This window comes from Acidovorax sp. GW821-FHT09B03 (genome assembly GCF_059418305.1).
Map to the genome: position 1 here is coordinate 26,368 of NZ_JBWKPP010000034.1, position 15,349 is coordinate 41,716.

General features: G+C 67.5%; 13 protein-coding genes and 1 tRNA gene. 5 read left to right on the plus strand and 9 right to left on the minus strand.

Annotated elements, in window-relative coordinates:
- The first annotated feature begins 87 nt into the window (after window positions 1–87).
- Window positions 88–1,107 carry a sensor domain-containing diguanylate cyclase gene (locus AC07PA_RS31940; protein WP_494607339.1) on the plus strand — a complete coding sequence of 340 codons (1,020 nt, stop codon included), beginning with the start codon at window positions 88–90 and terminating at the stop codon, window positions 1,105–1,107.
- A 126-nt stretch (window positions 1,108–1,233) separates the two neighbouring features.
- Here the strand turns inward: AC07PA_RS31940 and AC07PA_RS31945 are convergent, their stop codons facing one another.
- From AC07PA_RS31945 to AC07PA_RS31970, 6 genes are all read right to left on the minus strand, one after another.
- Window positions 1,234–2,310, minus strand: a complete 1,077-nt coding sequence (locus AC07PA_RS31945) for a hypothetical protein (RefSeq protein WP_494607286.1) — start codon at window positions 2,308–2,310, stop codon at window positions 1,234–1,236.
- 197 nt (window positions 2,311–2,507) lie between these two features.
- Window positions 2,508–3,461, minus strand: coding sequence for a LysR substrate-binding domain-containing protein (locus AC07PA_RS31950; protein WP_494607284.1), 954 nt, complete (start codon window positions 3,459–3,461; stop codon window positions 2,508–2,510).
- Between the two features lie 85 nt (window positions 3,462–3,546).
- Window positions 3,547–5,112, minus strand: coding sequence for a tannase/feruloyl esterase family alpha/beta hydrolase (locus AC07PA_RS31955; protein ID WP_494607282.1), 1,566 nt, complete (start codon window positions 5,110–5,112; stop codon window positions 3,547–3,549).
- Between the two features lie 11 nt (window positions 5,113–5,123).
- Window positions 5,124–6,563 carry an FAD-binding oxidoreductase gene (locus tag AC07PA_RS31960; protein ID WP_494607280.1) on the minus strand — a complete coding sequence of 480 codons (1,440 nt, stop codon included), beginning with the start codon at window positions 6,561–6,563 and terminating at the stop codon, window positions 5,124–5,126.
- A 51-nt stretch (window positions 6,564–6,614) separates the two neighbouring features.
- Window positions 6,615–7,925 (minus strand): MFS transporter, encoded by a 1,311-nt coding sequence (locus AC07PA_RS31965; RefSeq protein ID WP_494607337.1) that lies wholly within the window; start codon window positions 7,923–7,925, stop codon window positions 6,615–6,617.
- 160 nt (window positions 7,926–8,085) lie between these two features.
- The gene (locus AC07PA_RS31970; RefSeq protein WP_494607278.1) at window positions 8,086–8,979 is read right to left on the minus strand and encodes a LysR family transcriptional regulator; all 894 of its coding nucleotides are present in this window, start codon (window positions 8,977–8,979) and stop codon (window positions 8,086–8,088) included.
- 106 nt (window positions 8,980–9,085) lie between these two features.
- Here AC07PA_RS31970 and AC07PA_RS31975 point away from each other — a divergent pair, with 106 nt between their 5' ends.
- Together AC07PA_RS31975 and AC07PA_RS31980 are read left to right on the plus strand one after the other, a co-directional pair.
- Window positions 9,086–9,796, plus strand: coding sequence for an SDR family NAD(P)-dependent oxidoreductase (locus AC07PA_RS31975; RefSeq protein WP_494607276.1), 711 nt, complete (start codon window positions 9,086–9,088; stop codon window positions 9,794–9,796).
- 17 nt (window positions 9,797–9,813) lie between these two features.
- Complete coding sequence (locus AC07PA_RS31980; RefSeq protein WP_494607274.1) at window positions 9,814–10,050, plus strand: tautomerase family protein; 237 nt, start codon at window positions 9,814–9,816, stop codon at window positions 10,048–10,050.
- 131 nt (window positions 10,051–10,181) lie between these two features.
- Here the strand turns inward: AC07PA_RS31980 and AC07PA_RS31985 are convergent.
- From AC07PA_RS31985 to AC07PA_RS31995, 3 genes are all read right to left on the minus strand, one after another.
- A tRNA-Ser gene (locus tag AC07PA_RS31985) sits at window positions 10,182–10,271 on the minus strand.
- Window positions 10,272–10,378: 107 nt separating this feature from the next.
- Window positions 10,379–11,305, minus strand: coding sequence for an SPFH domain-containing protein (locus tag AC07PA_RS31990; RefSeq protein ID WP_057202880.1), 927 nt, complete (start codon window positions 11,303–11,305; stop codon window positions 10,379–10,381).
- Window positions 11,306–11,341: 36 nt separating this feature from the next.
- Window positions 11,342–11,767, minus strand: coding sequence for an NfeD family protein (locus AC07PA_RS31995; protein ID WP_494607271.1), 426 nt, complete (start codon window positions 11,765–11,767; stop codon window positions 11,342–11,344).
- 181 nt (window positions 11,768–11,948) lie between these two features.
- Here AC07PA_RS31995 and AC07PA_RS32000 point away from each other — a divergent pair, with 181 nt between their 5' ends.
- Window positions 11,949–14,330, plus strand: coding sequence for an arginine/lysine/ornithine decarboxylase (locus tag AC07PA_RS32000; protein WP_007860580.1), 2,382 nt, complete (start codon window positions 11,949–11,951; stop codon window positions 14,328–14,330).
- 259 nt (window positions 14,331–14,589) lie between these two features.
- Window positions 14,590–15,159, plus strand: coding sequence for a fasciclin domain-containing protein (locus AC07PA_RS32005; RefSeq protein ID WP_494607268.1), 570 nt, complete (start codon window positions 14,590–14,592; stop codon window positions 15,157–15,159).
- Window positions 15,160–15,349 lie beyond the last annotated feature (190 nt).

Below are 15,349 nucleotides of genomic sequence, written 5' to 3' on the forward strand. Positions count from 1 at the left end.
TTGCCAGAATTGGCGTACATTGCCGGCATGGGCTGCGTCCGCAGGTGGACTGACATGCCAACCGTGTACCACATCGTTGCTGCCGCCATGGACCCGCTTCTCGTCCGACTTTCTGACTCCGTCGTCCAGGCCAAGACGCTGGAAGAACTGACCCGCCCGCTGCTGGAGATGCTGGAGAAGGTCACGCGGCTCGAGTCCACTTACCTCACCACCATCGACTTCCAGCGCGCGCTGCAGCACGTTCTGTACTCGCGCAACACGCGCAAGATGGAGATCCCCGAGGGCTTGACCGTGCCCTGGGGCGACACCCTGTGCTACCGCGCCCTCAAGGAGGGCCGCATGTTCACGGCCGACGTGCAGGGCTGCTGGGGCGACTCGGAGGCCGCCGCCGCCCTGGGCATCCAGACCTATGTGAGCATGCCGGTGCGGCTGTCCGATGGCGCGGTCTATGGCACGCTGTGCGCGGCCAGCGCCGAGCGCGCCGAGCTTCCGCCCGAGACCGAGAAGATGCTGCAGCTGTTCGCCGGCCTGATTGCCCAGCAGGTCGAGCGCGAGCAATTGCTGGAGGAGCTGCAGCGCAAGAACGAGCAGCTCACCGGCATGGCCTTGCTGGACCCGCTCACGGGTGTGCCCAACCGCCGCGCCCTGTTCGAGGAGCTGGAGCGGCTGCAGGCGCGCTCGCGGCGCTCGGGCAGCATGGTGATGGTGGCTTTTCTCGACCTCGACAGCTTCAAACAGGTCAACGACAGCCACGGCCACGAGGCCGGCGATGCCCTGCTGTGCACCATTGCCAACCAGCTGCGCGCTGCCATGCGCGAAAGCGACTTCCTCAGCCGTTTCGGCGGCGATGAGTTCGTGTTCGTCGGCCCGGGACCGCAGCGCGACCAGGACCCTGCCGAGGCCATTCGCAGCCTGCGCCAGCGCCTGCAGCAGGCCACGGTGTGCCGCATTCCGTTGGCCGGCAAGCGGACCCTGGAGTACCCGGGGGCCAGTGTCGGCGTGGTCTGCTCCGACCCCGGGCTGAACACGGCCGATGCGGCCATCCGCCATGCGGACGAGGCCATGTACCAGGCCAAGCACGAGCGCCGCAGCGCGCTGCAGCACTGATACGGATCTGCCTTCAACCGTCCAACGCGGTTGGTTCGCCTTGCCGTGCTACAGCATCGTCTGCGGCTCCCGCCTGGTGAAACGATCGAGGGTGAATCCGCAAGAGACCCGGCAGGGCCTTTCGGCTCAGCGGTCGTCCGCCGCGCAGTCGCCCACCGGGCGCACATTGGTCATGCACTGCGCGAAGGTGCGCGCCTTGGCCCACATCGCCGCATTGACCTCGTGGCCGGCGCCTGGCGCGACGTAGGTATAGAACGCTGCGGGCCTCTTGGTGCCGTCGGGAATGGCCGTCAGGATGCGGGCCCGGGCGCCGGACGCGCCGTAGCCCGAGCTGCCCAGCCCGACAGGCGGGAACAGCTGGTCGGCGCTGCCCGAGACCGCTGCGACGCGGATGGCGGCGCCGTTGACCCGGAAATCGTTGGGCTGTTCGTAGGTCGTGCCGGTGGCGTTGCAGTCGTAGTCGCAGCCGCCGGCGAGCGCGATGGCGCCTTGCAGCCGGTGCTTGGTGGCGACCGTGAAGATGAGGTTGCTCGAGAACGAGGTGCCGGCCACGACGATGCGGCTGGTGTCGATGGGCAGGTTGCGCTCGGCGACGGCGGCCTTGATCGCCGCCAGGCCCAGCCCGAAGTCCGAACTGGCGATGTCGAAGGTCTCGTTCACGTTGGTGCGGACAATCAGCGGGCTGCTCCAGTTGTCGCACCCGCGGTACTCGAAGGTGGCGGCTGCCATGCCGGCGGCGCTGAACTGGTCCAGCCCGGCCGCGTCCTGCGCCACGGGCGCGGGCGGATTGCCGCTCGGGGCCCAGCCCGCCAGGCTGATCACCAGGGGCACCTTGGCCTGGGCCGTGGCACCGGCCGGAATTTTGAGGGTAATGGCCGCTTGGGGCAGGTTCGAGCAGGTGGCCACGACCCGGCCCTGCGCGGTGTACCAGTACTGGGTGTTCGGCTGGGGCGCATAGGCCAGCTGGAGCGTCTGGGCGTTGCCACCAGCGCCCGGGTTGCCCGCGGGTGGCGTGGCCGCCTCCAGCCCGAAGCGCCCGTCAGGGCCATAGCGCAGCACCACGTTGGTGTAGACGTCGGACCCCACCGTCAGGCTGGGGATGCGCAACGCGCCATCGTTCAGGCTCAGGGTGGCCTGGGCGCTCGCGAGCGGGCTGTAGGCGGTGACCACGGTGGTGATGGCAAGCAGGCAGACATGCTTCATGGGACGACTCCAATGGGAAGAACAGGAAGAGGAGGGTCGGCACGGATGCATGCCGCCGCTCACGCACTGGTTTCCTGGAGTGCCGGCTGGGGCGATGGGTCGAGTCCAGGTGCGCCAAGCTTAGTCCCCGGGCGACCGGGCAACAAGCCTTTTACCGCGCCGGGGTGTTAACTAGTTCTCGGTCCGGGCGGCGAAGTTCAGGCTTTCGGGGCCACCGGCAGGCGCGTTCCCTGCCATTCCCCGCTCGTGCACAGTTCGCGCACCACGTCCCCGATCAGCCGGAAGATCGCCCGCTTGGCATTGGTGGTGGGCAGGTGCACCGACAGGCACAGGCCGAGCGTGCGGTACATGGCGGGCGAGGCGATGCGGTGCGCGCGCAGGCGGCCCTCGCTGACCTCGCGCTGGGCCAGGCCCAGCGGCATGATGGTGGGCCCCAGGCCGGCCTCCACCGCGGCCTTCAGGGTGTAGACCGAATTGATCTCCGCGGCCACGCGCGCGGCCGGGTGCCCTGCGCTGCCCAGGGCCGCATCCACCAGCCAGCGCGTGCAGTGGCCGTGCGTGTTGGCGGGCCACACCAGCGGGCGGGCCAGGGCCTGCGCCAAGCTCACCTCGCCCGGCGGCAGGGCCTGCGGGTCCTGGGGCGATTCAAGGAAAACGAATTCCTCTTCGACCAGGGGCGTGAAAGTCGTGTCCTCCGCGGGCATGGTGGGCGAGAAGATCGCCATGTCGACACGGCCGCGCAGCAGCTGGTCGACCATGTTGCCGGTGAGCTCCTCGTTGAGGTGCAGCACCACCTCGGGGTAGCGGCGTGCGGCCGCGCGCATCAGCGGCAGCGCGATCATCGGCGAGACGCTTTGCGGCACCGCGGCCACGACGGTGCCCACCACGGAATCGGCCGCCACGTGCACGGCGGCCTTGGCGTCCTGGACCTGCTTGGTGATGCCCTGGGCATACTCGTAGAACACCTTGCCGGCCTCGGTCATGGCCACGCCATTGCGCCCGCGCAGCAGCAGCTGGGTGCCCAGCTCGCCCTCGAGCTCGGTCATCTGCTTGCTCAGCGCCGACTGCGCCACATAGAGCTGCTGGGCCGCACGCGACAGGCTGCCGCAGTCCACAATGGCCACGAAATACTTGAACTGGCGCAATTCCATCGGCAAATCTCCGGCCGCCCCTCCGTGCAGGCCAGGGGCGGCAGGCCATTGTAGGGAGGGCGTGGCAGGCCGCCACGCCCCGGTGTCAATCCAGCGCGCAATCGAAACTGGCGGCCGCATTCACGTCGCCCGTGCCCTTGTAGCGCGGGTAGGCCGGGTGCTTGCACATCGGCCGCGCCATGGTGGTGGCACCGGCGGCGTCGGTCTTGCGCAGCAGCAGCTTTTGCTGCGAGGCGGGCACACCTTGCTCCACCCAGGTGGCCATGGCCTGCAGCAGGTCGACCTTGTCGGGGCCTGCGCCGCCAAAGCAGTGGCCCACGCCCGGCGCCAGGAACAGCTCGACCGCTTCGTCGGCCTTGCGCTGGCCCAGGCTGGAGACCACCTGGTCGTAGTAGCGGGTGGTGTCGCGCGCGCTCACCGAGGTGTCGGTCGTGCCGTTCCACAGGATCAGCTTGGCGCCGCGCGCGTGCAGCGGGCCCAGGTTGGGGTCGGTCGCGCCGAACAGGCCGCCGACGATGGCCATGCGGTCCAGCCACTGGTCGGGGTTCCAGGTGGCGGTGTTGAAGGACGCGTCGCGCGCGATGAAGGAGCGGATGAACCCGTCCGAGAACAGGCCCTGCGTCGATGCGCCGGCGAGGCTGGCTTGTGGCCAGATGTACTCGCCCCAGCCCTTGGCCGAGTTCTCGCCGCCGAACGGATAACCCGGGTGCGACCAGGCACCATTGCCGGTCGCCACCGGCGAGGTGACGGCCTGCACCGTGGCGATCTGCGCGTCCGACAGGCAGCTGTCGCCGGTATCGGCGCCGCCCGTGCAGCGCAGTGCCTTGGCGTCGAACTGGCAGGCGGCGGGCCGGGCGATGATGCCGTCGGCCAGGCCGTCGAGCCCGTCGCACTGCGCCAGTACCGCATTGGCCAGCAGGGTCTGCTTGGCGGGGTTGAGCGCGCCGCCGGGGCCCTTGACCTGCCGGGCGATGCGGTTGAACTGCACGAACAGCCCCATCACGTTGCCGGCCGGCGCCCGCGCGACGATGCCGTCGAAGTCCTCGGGAAAGCGCTGGGCCTGCATGAGCGCATCGTGCCCGCCCATGGAGCAGCCTTCGAAGTAGCTGCGCGCGGGCGGCGTGCCGAAGAACTGGGCCACCACCTCCTTGCCGGGCGGCAGGGCGCGGTGCTCGGATTGCTGCGCGAAGTCGAGCAGCTTGGCGGCATCGAGCGCGAACTCGCCCTTGAAGTAGTTCAGGTCGCGCGGCGGCGGGTAGTCGTAGCCGCCATTGGTGCCGATGGTCGCGTAGCGCTCGGTGAAGATGGATTCGCTGAACTGCGCCGCGGCGGCCGTGGGCATGGCGCCGTCGAAACCGCCGCCGCCCAGGAAGGCGAGCTTGCCGTTCCAGCCCGTGGTGGGCAACCGGGCCTCGAAGCGCAGGGCCGAGTCCTTGAAGCGGGCCGTCACCACGCAGTACTCGGGCTGGGGCGGCGCCGCGGCGGCCAGCTTGGCGTCGTCGATCACCACGCTGCCGTTGGCCAGGGTCTTGCCCTGCAGGGTGGCGCATTTCTCGGCCAGCGGCATGGCAGGCGCGCCGTCTCCGCCGCAGCCGGCCAGGGTGGCGAGTGCGGCCGCAGGCAGCAGCAACCATTGCATCAGTTTCGTCATGGTGGTTCTCCTCAGTGGGGGTGGCGGTCCGGGCCGGCCGCCGCGACGACCTTGCCGGGGTTGAAGATGTTGTGCGGGTCCAGCGCCTGCTTCACGGCGCGCATCAGCGCCACGCCCTCGGCACCGTGTTCCTCGGCCAGGTAGTGCTGCTTGTGCAGGCCCACGCCGTGCTCGCCGGTGCAGGTGCCGCCATGGCGCAGCGCGCGCTGCACCAGGCGGTGGCTGAAGGCTTCGGCGGCGGCGTTCTCCTCGGCGCTGGCCGGGTCCACCAGCACCAGGCAGTGGAAATTGCCGTCCCCCACGTGGCCGAACACCGGCGCGAGCAGGCCGTGCTCTGTCAGGTCGGCCTGGGTCTCTTCCATGCACTGCGCCAGCGCGGACAGGGGCACGCAGGCGTCGGTGGTCAGGCTGCGGCTGCCGGGCTTGAGTTGCAGGCAGGCGAAGTAGGCATGGTGGCGCGGTGTCCACAGGCGCGAGCGCTCCTCGGGCAGGTGCGCCCACTCGAAGGCACCCCCACCATGGCTGGCGGCGATCTCGCGCACAGTGTCCGACTGCTCGGCGATCTGCGCCTGGCTGCCGCAGAACTCCAGGAACAGCGTGGGGTTCTCGCTCAGCGTGGTGCGGCTGTGGGCGTTCACGGCGCGCAGGGTCAGCGCATCGAGCATCTCGGCGCGCGCCAGCGGCACGCCCATCTGGATCGACTCGATCACGCAGTCCACCGCGGCCCGCACGCTGGGGAAGTGCACCACCGCTGCGGCGCAGGCCTCGGGGTGCGGGTGCAGGCGCACCGTGGCCTCGGTGATCAGGCCCAGCGTGCCCTCCGACCCGCAGTACAGCTGCGTGAGGTTGTAGCCCGCCGCGCTCTTGCGTGCGCGTGAGGCGGTGCGCACCACCTCGCCGCTGGCGGTGACCACCGTCAGGCTCACCAGGTTGTCGCGCATGGTGCCGTAGCGCACGGTGTTGGTGCCCGAGGCTGCTGTGGCCACCATGCCACCGATGGAGGCATCGGCCCCCGGGTCCACCGAAAAGAAGAAGCCGGTGCCCGCCAGCGCGGCATTGAGCTGCCCGCGCGTCACGCCCGCCTGCACCGTGGCCGTGAGATCGCCGGGGCGGATGGCGAGCACCTGGTTCATCTGCGAAAAGTCCACGCAGACGCCGCCCTCGACGGCCAGCAGGTGCCCCTCCACCGAGGAGCCCACGCCGAAGCCGATGATCGGCACGCGCTCGTGCGCGCAGGCCCGCACGACGAAGGCCACCTCCTCGCTGCTGTGCACGTAGACCACGGCATCGGGCGGCTGCGGCAGGTAGGCCGACTCGTCCGTGCCGTGCTGCAGCAGGACGGCCTGGCTGGTGCAGCAGCGCTCACCGAAGCGCTGGCGCAGGCGCGCGATCAAGTCGGGGGAGGGCGCGCGGCGTTGCGTGCGCGCAGGGGGACTCAGTTCCGCAAGCATGGGAAGTCTCTTTCTGAACAAAGGGGGGGCGCTGCAGGCAGCGCCGCAGGGTCAGCGCGTGGGGGTGGGCTTCTCGGGCCTGGCGAACAGCACCAGCACTGCGCCCACCACCAGCAGGGCGGCCAGCATGTGCAGGCCCGCGTCGGTGCTCTGGGTCGCGTCCTTGATCACGCCGATCAGGTAGGGCGCGGAAAAGCCCGAGAGGTTGCCGAAGGAATTGATGAAGGCAATGCCCGCCGCAGCCGCCGCACCGCCCAGAAAGGCCGTGGGCATGCCCCAGAAGACGGGCAGGGTAGCCATGATGCCCATGGTGGCCAGCGTGATGCCGGCCATGGCCCACACGGCGTTGCCATGGAAGGCCGCGCTCAGTACCAGTCCGAGCGCGCCGACCACGGCGGCGGTGGCGCTGTGCCAGCGGTATTCGAGCCGCCGGTCCGCACTGCGCGCCGCCAGGTACATGGCCACCACGCCGAAGGTCCAGGGGATGGCGCTGACCAGGCCGATATCCAGTGCGCCCTGGACGCCCATGGCCTTGATGATGCTGGGCAGCCAGAACGAGATGCCGTACAGCCCCGAGACGAAGGCGAAGTACACCAGCGCCAGCAGCCAGACGCGGGGATTGGACAGCACGGCCAGGATCTTCGGCTCGGGCTTGCCGGCATCCTCGGCCGCAATCTCGCGGGCGATCAGCGCGCGTTCGGCCGGGGTGAGCCAGCGCGCGTCCTTCACGCGGTCGTCGAGGTAGCGCCACACCACCAGGCCCAGCGCCACGGTGGGCAGGCCCTGCAGCAAAAACAGCCACTGCCACCCGGCCCAGCCGTTGGTGCCGCCCATGCCCTGCAGGATCCAGCCCGAGATCGGGCCGCCCAGGATGCCCGCGAACGGGATGGCGGCCAGGAACAGCGAGGTCGCCTTGCCGCGGCGCGCCGCGGGGTACCAGTAGGTGAGGTACAGGATGATGCCCGGGAAGAAGCCCGCCTCGGCAGCACCCAGCAGGAAGCGGACCACGTAGAACGAGGTGGGCGAGCTGACGAACATGGTGCCCGCCGACAGCAGGCCCCAGGTGACCATGATGCGCGCGATCCAGCGGCGCGCGCCCACGCGGTGCAGCACCACGTTGCTGGGCACCTCGAAGAGAAAGTAGCCCAGGAAGAAGATGCCCGCGCCCAGGCCGTAGACCGCCTCGCTGAACTGCAGGTCGCCCTGCATCTGCAGCTTGGCGAAGCCCACGTTCACGCGGTCCAGGTAGGCCACGATGTAGCACAGGAAGAGCAGCGGCAGCAGGCGCCAGCCGACCTTGCGGTAGGTTGCGTCGGCTGCATCCGCTGTGTCGTCGAAGCGGCCCTCGTACGGCGGCGTCATTGCGGGGGAACCCATGGCGGTCTCGCTTTCGTTGTTGGTGTGGCGAGATGGTTGCACCGGTGCGGGCCTGCACCGCCGGGGGTTACTACGCAAAATTCATATGGATTGGCGAGCTTCGTATCTCTGAAAGAGATGGTCGCAAGGGCATGCCGGCACAGGGTCAGGCGGCAAACAGGGCCCGGTTCTCACCGAACACATCGAGCAGGTGCTGCACCACGGCGCGGATCGGGGCCGCATGCCGGTCCTGCCCGCGGATCAGCACGAAGATCTCGCGCGCCGGCGGCAGCGGTGCCAGCGGGCAGGGCTGCAGCTCGGGCACCTGCCGGCCGATGTAGTGCGGCAGCAGCGCAATGCCGGCCCCGGCCCGCGCAGCGGTGGCCTGCAGCACCTGGTTCTCGGCCCGGAAGGCAAAGCGCGCGCGGGGGAACTGCTGCACCAGCCAGTTCGACTCCGGCATGCCCGCATGCTGCTCGTCGAAGCTGATGAACACCGGCAGCAGGCCCTGTTCGACGTCCGCGCAGTGCTGGCGTGTGCCATAGAAGCCGAAGGCCATCTTGCCCGCAGGCCTGGCGATCAGATCGCCGTCGCCGGGCCGGCCCAGGCGCACGGCAATGTCGGCCTGGCGCCGGCTCAGGCTGATGGAATGCAGGTCCGTCGCCAGGTCGATGTCCAGCCCCGGATGGGCCACGGTGACCTTGGCCAGCTGCGCCGCCAGGAAGGCATGGGCCAGCGCCGGCGGTGCGTTGATGCGCACCAGCCCGCGCAGGTCCTCGCCTTCGCCATGCGCGGCCCGGGTCAGCGTCTGCGCCGCCGCTTCCATGCCGGTGGCCGCCTGCAATGCCACCTCGCCGGCCGGGGTCAGCACATAGCCGTCGGGGCGGCGCTCCACGAGCTTTTCGCCCATGCTGTGTTCCAGCGACTGGATGCGCCGGGCAATGGTCGCGTGGTTCACCTGCAGCGCCCGGGCCGCGGCCGACAGGCTGCGGTAGCGCCCCAATGCCAGGAAGACGCGCACGTCCTGCCAGTCGACCTCTGTGCGTTTTCTATCAGCCATTGCGCGAGGATAACGGCTACCGCTCCAGGGGGTGCGTCCCTACTCTACGGAGAGCGTCGGATCTCCCTTCGCAGTCGCTATCGACACCACCCCCAAGGAGCCATTCATGAGTGAGAAAAGAGTCGCCATCGTCACCGGCGCATCGCAAGGCATCGGCGCAGCCATCGCTGCCGCCTACCGCCAACACGGCTACGCCGTGGTCGCCACCTCGCGCAGTATTCAACCCTCCACGGACCCGGATGTGCTTGCCGTGGCAGGCGATGTGCGCGATCGATCGGCCGCCGAGCGCCTGGTGGCCGCCGCGCTGGAGCGCTTTGGCCGCATCGACACGCTGGTCAACAACGCCGGCATTTTCCTGGGCAAGCCGTTCACCGAGTACACCGCCGAAGAGTTTGAGCGCGTGGTGGACGTGAACCTGGCCGGCTTCTTCCACACCACGCAGCTCGTGCTGCCGCACATGCTGCGCCAGGGCCGCGGCCACATCGTGCAGATCACCACCACGCTGGTGCACCAGGCGATTGCCGGCGCGCCCTCGGGCCTGGCCCTGCTGACCAAGGGCGGGCTGGACGCGGTGACCCGCGGCCTGGCCATCGAGTACGCGCAGACCGGCGTGCGCGTGAACGCGGTCGCCCCCGGCATCATCAAGACGCCCATGCACGACCCGGCGGCGCACGCCGTGCTGGCCGGCATGCACCCCATGGGGCGCATGGGCGAGGTCTCCGAGGTGGCCGATGCCGTGATGTACCTGGAGAACGCCGCCTTCGTCACGGGCGAGACCCTCAACGTCGACGGCGGCCAGCACGCCGGCCGCTGGTGAGAGAGGAGGCGACGACCATGCCCTACGTCAACATCAAGGTCACGCGCGAGGGCACGGCGCCCGGCGCCAGCGCCACCACCGCAGAACAGAAGCGCGCCCTCATCCAGGGCGTCTCCGACCTCCTGTACGAGGTCATGGGCAAGCCGCACGATTCCACCTTCGTGGTCATCGACGAGGTCGATCTCGACAACTGGGGCGTCGGCGGTCTGACCGTGCCCGAATGGCGCGCGCGGTCCAAGGCGCAGCCGGGCTGACTTTGCTTGGCTGACTCGGGGAAGACGCAGGGCCCCGGAGGTCGCTGCCGGGGCCGGTGCATGCGGCCTGGGCAAGGCCGCGCAACCAAGAAAAAACCCCAAGCGGCGTGAGCCACTTGGGGTTGTATCTTTGGCGGAGAGGGCGGGATTCGAACCCGCGGTGGGGATTAGCCCACACACGCTTTCCAGGCGTGCGACTTAAACCGCTCATCCACCTCTCCGAAGCCCTCGATTATAGCCACAGGTTTGGGCTGTTTTTGGAAGTTGGGGCAGGGCGGGCCAAAAAAACGCTGCATTGGCTGCCCGCTCCCTCATCGGATGGATGCCGTTATACAGTGCGTTGTGTCGTCTGTACCATCTTCATGGCCGAGCCGATCAGGGCCGAGACCTCGGTCATGTTGCTGGGCACGATGAGGGTGGTGGTGGCATCGGCGGCCACCTTGCCGTAGGCCTCCACGGCCTTTTCGGCCACCTTGAGCTGCACGGCCTGCTCGCCGCCGGGCTGGCGGATGGCGGCGGCCACGCGCTCGATGGCCTGGGCGGTGGCTTCGGCCACGGCCATGATGGCAGCGGCCTCGCCCTGGGCATTGTTGATCTGGGCCTGCTTCTCGCCCTCGGAGCGGGCGATGAAGGCCTCGCGCTCACCGGTGGCGATGTTGATCTGCTCCTGGCGGCGGCCTTCGGAGGCGGCGATCAGCGCGCGCTTCTCGCGCTCGGCGGTGATCTGGGCCTGCATGGAGCGCAGGATTTCGGCCGGGGGCGTCAGGTCCTTGATCTCATAGCGCAGCACCTTCACGCCCCAGTTCAGGGCCGCCTCGTCGATGGCCTGGACCACCTGGGCGTTGATGATGTCGCGCTCTTCAAAAGTCTTGTCCAGCTCGAGCTTGCCGATCACCGAGCGCAGCGAGGTCTGGGCCAGTTGCGTCACGGCCATGATGTAGTTGGACGAGCCATAGCTGGCGCGCATGGGGTCGGTCACCTGGAAGTACAGGATGCCGTCCACCTGCAGCTGGGTGTTGTCGCGCGTGATGCAGACCTGGCTGGGCACGTCGAGCGGGATTTCCTTGAGGCTGTGCTTGTAGGCCACCTTGTCGATGAAGGGAATGATCAGCTTGAGCCCCGGGGCCAGCGTGCTGTGGTACTTGCCCAGCCGCTCCACCACCCAGGCGTTCTGCTGGGGCACCTGCTTGAAGCTGCGGATGATGAACACCGCCACGATGACGATGATGACGAGCGCGATGTAGGTTTTGTCCATGGACGACTTTCAGTGTTCTTGCACGTACGTTGGGAGTTACATGGGATCGACCAGCAGGCGGTTGCCCACCAGCTCGGCGACCCGGTGCATGCCCGTGGAGGGCGTGACGCCCGGGCGATGGATGGCCGTCCACGTGGCACCGCGGTACTTCACGGTGGTGGTGCCGTCGGCATTCCAGCCCTCGATGAGGATGGTTTCACCGACGTCCAGGTTCACACTGCGGTCGGCGCGTGGCGAGGGGTCGCCCGGGCGCTTGCGCCGGACAAAGTGCCAGGCCACCACGGCCCCGCCGCCGACCAGCGCGGCGACGATGATCTGCAGGGCCGAGGACGCACCCATGTGGGCCGCCAGGGCTGCGGCCACCAGGCCCACCGCCATCATGAGCAGGTAGAACGTGCCCGTGAGCATTTCTGCCACCACCACGATCCCCGCCGCCAGCCACCAGATGGTGGATTCCTCCATACCGACTCCTCCTCATGTTGTTTGTTGTTCGGATCCTAGACAACCTGTGTGTCGGTTGTTCTTAATCCACCACATTCTGGGTCAAAAGACCCCCAGTTCAAAGGCCCGACAAGGTTATTCCTTACACTTCGCGCCTATTTCGTTTTTTGGCCGGCAGGGCACGGTTTCACGGAGGCTGCGCATGAAGTTTCGTTTTCCCATCATCATCATCGACGAGGACTATCGTTCCGAGAATACCTCGGGCCTGGGCATCCGCGCCCTGGCGCAGGCCATCGAGGCCGAGGGTTTCGAGGTGGTGGGCGTCACCAGCTACGGTGATCTGTCGCAGTTCGCGCAGCAGCAAAGCCGCGCCAGCGCGTTCATCCTGTCCATCGACGACGAGGAATTCACCGTGGGCGAGGGGCTTGACCCCATCGTGCTGAGCCTGCGCAACTTCATCGGCGAGGTGCGTCGCAAGAACACCGAGGTGCCGATCTACGTGCACGGCGAGACCAAGACCAGCCGTCACCTGCCCAACGACATCCTGCGCGAGCTGCACGGCTTCATCCACATGTTCGAGGACACCCCCGAATTCGTGGCGCGCCACATCATCCGCGAGGCCAAGAGCTACCTGGAGAGCGTGCAGCCGCCGTTCTTCAAGGCGCTGCTGGACTACGCCGAAGACGGCTCCTACAGCTGGCACTGCCCAGGGCACTCGGGCGGCGTGGCCTTCCTGAAAAGCCCCGTGGGCCAGATGTACCACCAGTTCTACGGCGAGAACATGCTGCGCGCCGACGTCTGCAACGCGGTCGAGGAACTCGGCCAGCTGCTGGACCACAACGGCGCCATCGGCGAGAGCGAGCGCAACGCCGCACGCATCTTCAATGCCGACCACTGCTTCTTCGTGACCAACGGCACCAGCACGTCGAACAAGATGGTCTGGCACCACACCGTGGCCCCGGGCGACGTGGTGGTGGTGGACCGCAACTGCCACAAGTCCATCCTGCACAGCATCATCATGACCGGGGCCATCCCGGTGTTCATGAAGCCCACGCGCAACCACTTCGGCATCATCGGCCCGATCCCGCAAAGCGAGTTCGAGCCCGAGGCCATCCAGGCCAAGATCCGCGCCAACCCGCTGCTCAAGGGCGTGGACGCCAAGAAGGTCAAGCCGCGCGTGCTGACGCTCACGCAATCGACCTACGACGGCGTGCTCTACAACACCGAGACCATCAAGGGCATGCTCGATGGCTACGTGGACAATCTGCACTTCGACGAGGCCTGGCTGCCGCACGCCGCCTTCCACCCCTTCTATGGCACCTACCACGCCATGGGCAAGAAGCGCACGCGCCCCAAGCACTCGGTGACCTACGCCACGCAGTCCATCCACAAGCTGCTGGCCGGCATCAGCCAGGCCAGCCACGTGCTGGTGCAGGACTCGCAGACCGCCAAGCTGGACCGCCACCTCTTCAACGAGGCCTACCTGATGCACACCAGCACCAGCCCGCAGTACAGCATCATCGCCAGCTGCGACGTGGCCGCCGCGATGATGGAGCCGCCCGGCGGCACCGCGCTGGTGGAAGAGAGCATCCTGGAGGCGCTGGACTTCCGCCGCGCCATGCGCCAGATCGAAGACGATTTCGGCAAGAACGACTGGTGGTTCAAGGTCTGGGGCCCGGACAAGCTGGTGGACGAAGGCATCGGCCGCGCCGAGGACTGGATCATCCGCAGCGACGCCAAGGGCAAGAAGGCCGGCACCAAGTGGCATGGCTTCGGCCAGCTGGCCGATGGCTTCAACATGCTGGACCCGATCAAGTCCACCATCGTCACGCCGGGCCTGAACCTGGATGGCAAGTTCGACAAGAAGGGCATCCCCGCATCCATCGTCACCAAGTACCTGGCCGAGCACGGCGTGGTGGTCGAGAAGACCGGCCTGTACAGCTTCTTCGTGATGTTCACCATCGGCATCACCAAGGGCCGCTGGAACACGCTGCTCACCGCGCTGCAGCAGTTCAAGGACGACTACGAGAAGAACCAGCCCATGTGGCGCATCCTTCCCGAGTTCTGCCAGCAGCACAAGCGCTACGAGCGCATGGGCCTGCAGGACCTGTGCCAGCACGTGCACGAGATGTACGCCAAGTACGACATTGCGCGACTGACGACCGAGATGTACCTGTCGGACCTGACGCCCGCCATGAAGCCTTCGGACGCATATGCCCACATCGCGCACCGCAAGACCGACCGCGTGGAGATCGACCAGCTGGAAGGCCGCATCACCGTGGGCCTGGTCACGCCATACCCACCGGGCATTCCGCTGTTGATCCCGGGCGAGGTGTTCAACAAGAAGATCGTGGATTACCTCAAGTTCGCCCGCGAATTCGCCAAGCTGTGCCCGGGCTTCGAGACCGATATCCACGGCCTGGTCGAGGTGGAGGACGAGAACGGCCACGTGCGCTACTACGCCGACTGCGTGGCCGAGGAAGTGCCGGCCGACAAGCCCGCAAAGAAGAACCCCAAGCCCCTGGCCACGGCCAAGAACCTGGTGCAGGTGGGCTCCGACGGGCCTTTCGGCCGCAAGGTCTAGTAACCCTGTGTACAGGCCCAGGCTGTGTGGCAGCCGGGCCTGGCAACACCGACCGCTGCGCACCAACTTGCGCAGCCCCATCGCCCCGAGGCCCAGGCCTGCGGGGCTTTTTTATTATTTGCGGTTTTTGTCCTGCCGCTGCATCCGATGCGCTGCCGCTCCCGTATTGATTGACAGCCGCGTGGCATTTCTCACGCGGTCACCGACAGACATTTGTTCATTCAGTTGCTCCGTCCATCCATCGATTCAGGAGATTCTCATGACCCGTATCCGCTTCAATGCCCGCCTCGCTTCCATCGGCCTGGCCGCCGCCCTGGTTGCTGCCGCAGCCACCCCGGCCCTGGCTGCCGACGTCATGGTGGGCGGTGCGCCCATGCTGGCAAGCAAGGACATCATCGACAACGCCGTGAACTCCAAGGACCACACCACGCTGGTGGCTGCGGTCAAGGCCGCCGGCCTGGTCGACACCCTGAAGGGCCCAGGCCCGTTCACCGTGTTCGCGCCCACCAATGCCGCGTTTGCTGCGCTGCCCGCAGGTACCGTGGACACCTTGCTCAAGCCCGAGAACAAGGCCACGCTGACCACGGTGCTGACCTACCACGTGGTGGCGGGCAAGTGGGATGCGGCGGCCTTGTCGAAGATGATTGCCGATGGCAAGGGCATGGCCAGCATCAAGACGGTGGCGGGGGGCACGCTCACGGCCAAGGCCAGTGGCAAGACCATCATGCTGACCGATGAAAAGGGCGGTACGGCGAATGTGACGATTGCGGATGTGTACCAGTCCAATGGGGTGATTCACGTGGTCGACAAGGTGCTGCTGCCCAAGTAATCACTGCTGGTAGGTGCTGAAGAGTGGTCGCGGCCTTTGGGGTTTTGCGGCCATTTTTCTTTGTTGCCTCGTGGTTGTTGTGCTGGTGGTGTGCCTGTGTTGAGGGCGGGGGGCGGGATGTGCGCCCGGCGGCGCACCCACCTTCTTTTGCGTCGCCAAAAGAAGGTGGGCCAAGAAAAGGCGACCCCCA

Coding starts and splice junctions, on each gene's coding strand:
- AC07PA_RS31940 (WP_494607339.1), top strand. CDS start 88: ATGGACCCGCTTCTCGTCCGACTTTCTGACTCCGTCGTCCAGGCCAAG.
- AC07PA_RS31945 (WP_494607286.1), bottom strand. CDS start 2,310: ATGAAGCATGTCTGCCTGCTTGCCATCACCACCGTGGTCACCGCCTAC.
- AC07PA_RS31950 (WP_494607284.1), bottom strand. CDS start 3,461: ATGGAATTGCGCCAGTTCAAGTATTTCGTGGCCATTGTGGACTGCGGC.
- AC07PA_RS31955 (WP_494607282.1), bottom strand. CDS start 5,112: ATGACGAAACTGATGCAATGGTTGCTGCTGCCTGCGGCCGCACTCGCC.
- AC07PA_RS31960 (WP_494607280.1), bottom strand. CDS start 6,563: ATGCTTGCGGAACTGAGTCCCCCTGCGCGCACGCAACGCCGCGCGCCC.
- AC07PA_RS31965 (WP_494607337.1), bottom strand. CDS start 7,925: ATGACGCCGCCGTACGAGGGCCGCTTCGACGACACAGCGGATGCAGCC.
- AC07PA_RS31970 (WP_494607278.1), bottom strand. CDS start 8,979: ATGGCTGATAGAAAACGCACAGAGGTCGACTGGCAGGACGTGCGCGTC.
- AC07PA_RS31975 (WP_494607276.1), top strand. CDS start 9,086: ATGAGTGAGAAAAGAGTCGCCATCGTCACCGGCGCATCGCAAGGCATC.
- AC07PA_RS31980 (WP_494607274.1), top strand. CDS start 9,814: ATGCCCTACGTCAACATCAAGGTCACGCGCGAGGGCACGGCGCCCGGC.
- AC07PA_RS31990 (WP_057202880.1), bottom strand. CDS start 11,305: ATGGACAAAACCTACATCGCGCTCGTCATCATCGTCATCGTGGCGGTG.
- AC07PA_RS31995 (WP_494607271.1), bottom strand. CDS start 11,767: ATGGAGGAATCCACCATCTGGTGGCTGGCGGCGGGGATCGTGGTGGTG.
- AC07PA_RS32000 (WP_007860580.1), top strand. CDS start 11,949: ATGAAGTTTCGTTTTCCCATCATCATCATCGACGAGGACTATCGTTCC.
- AC07PA_RS32005 (WP_494607268.1), top strand. CDS start 14,590: ATGACCCGTATCCGCTTCAATGCCCGCCTCGCTTCCATCGGCCTGGCC.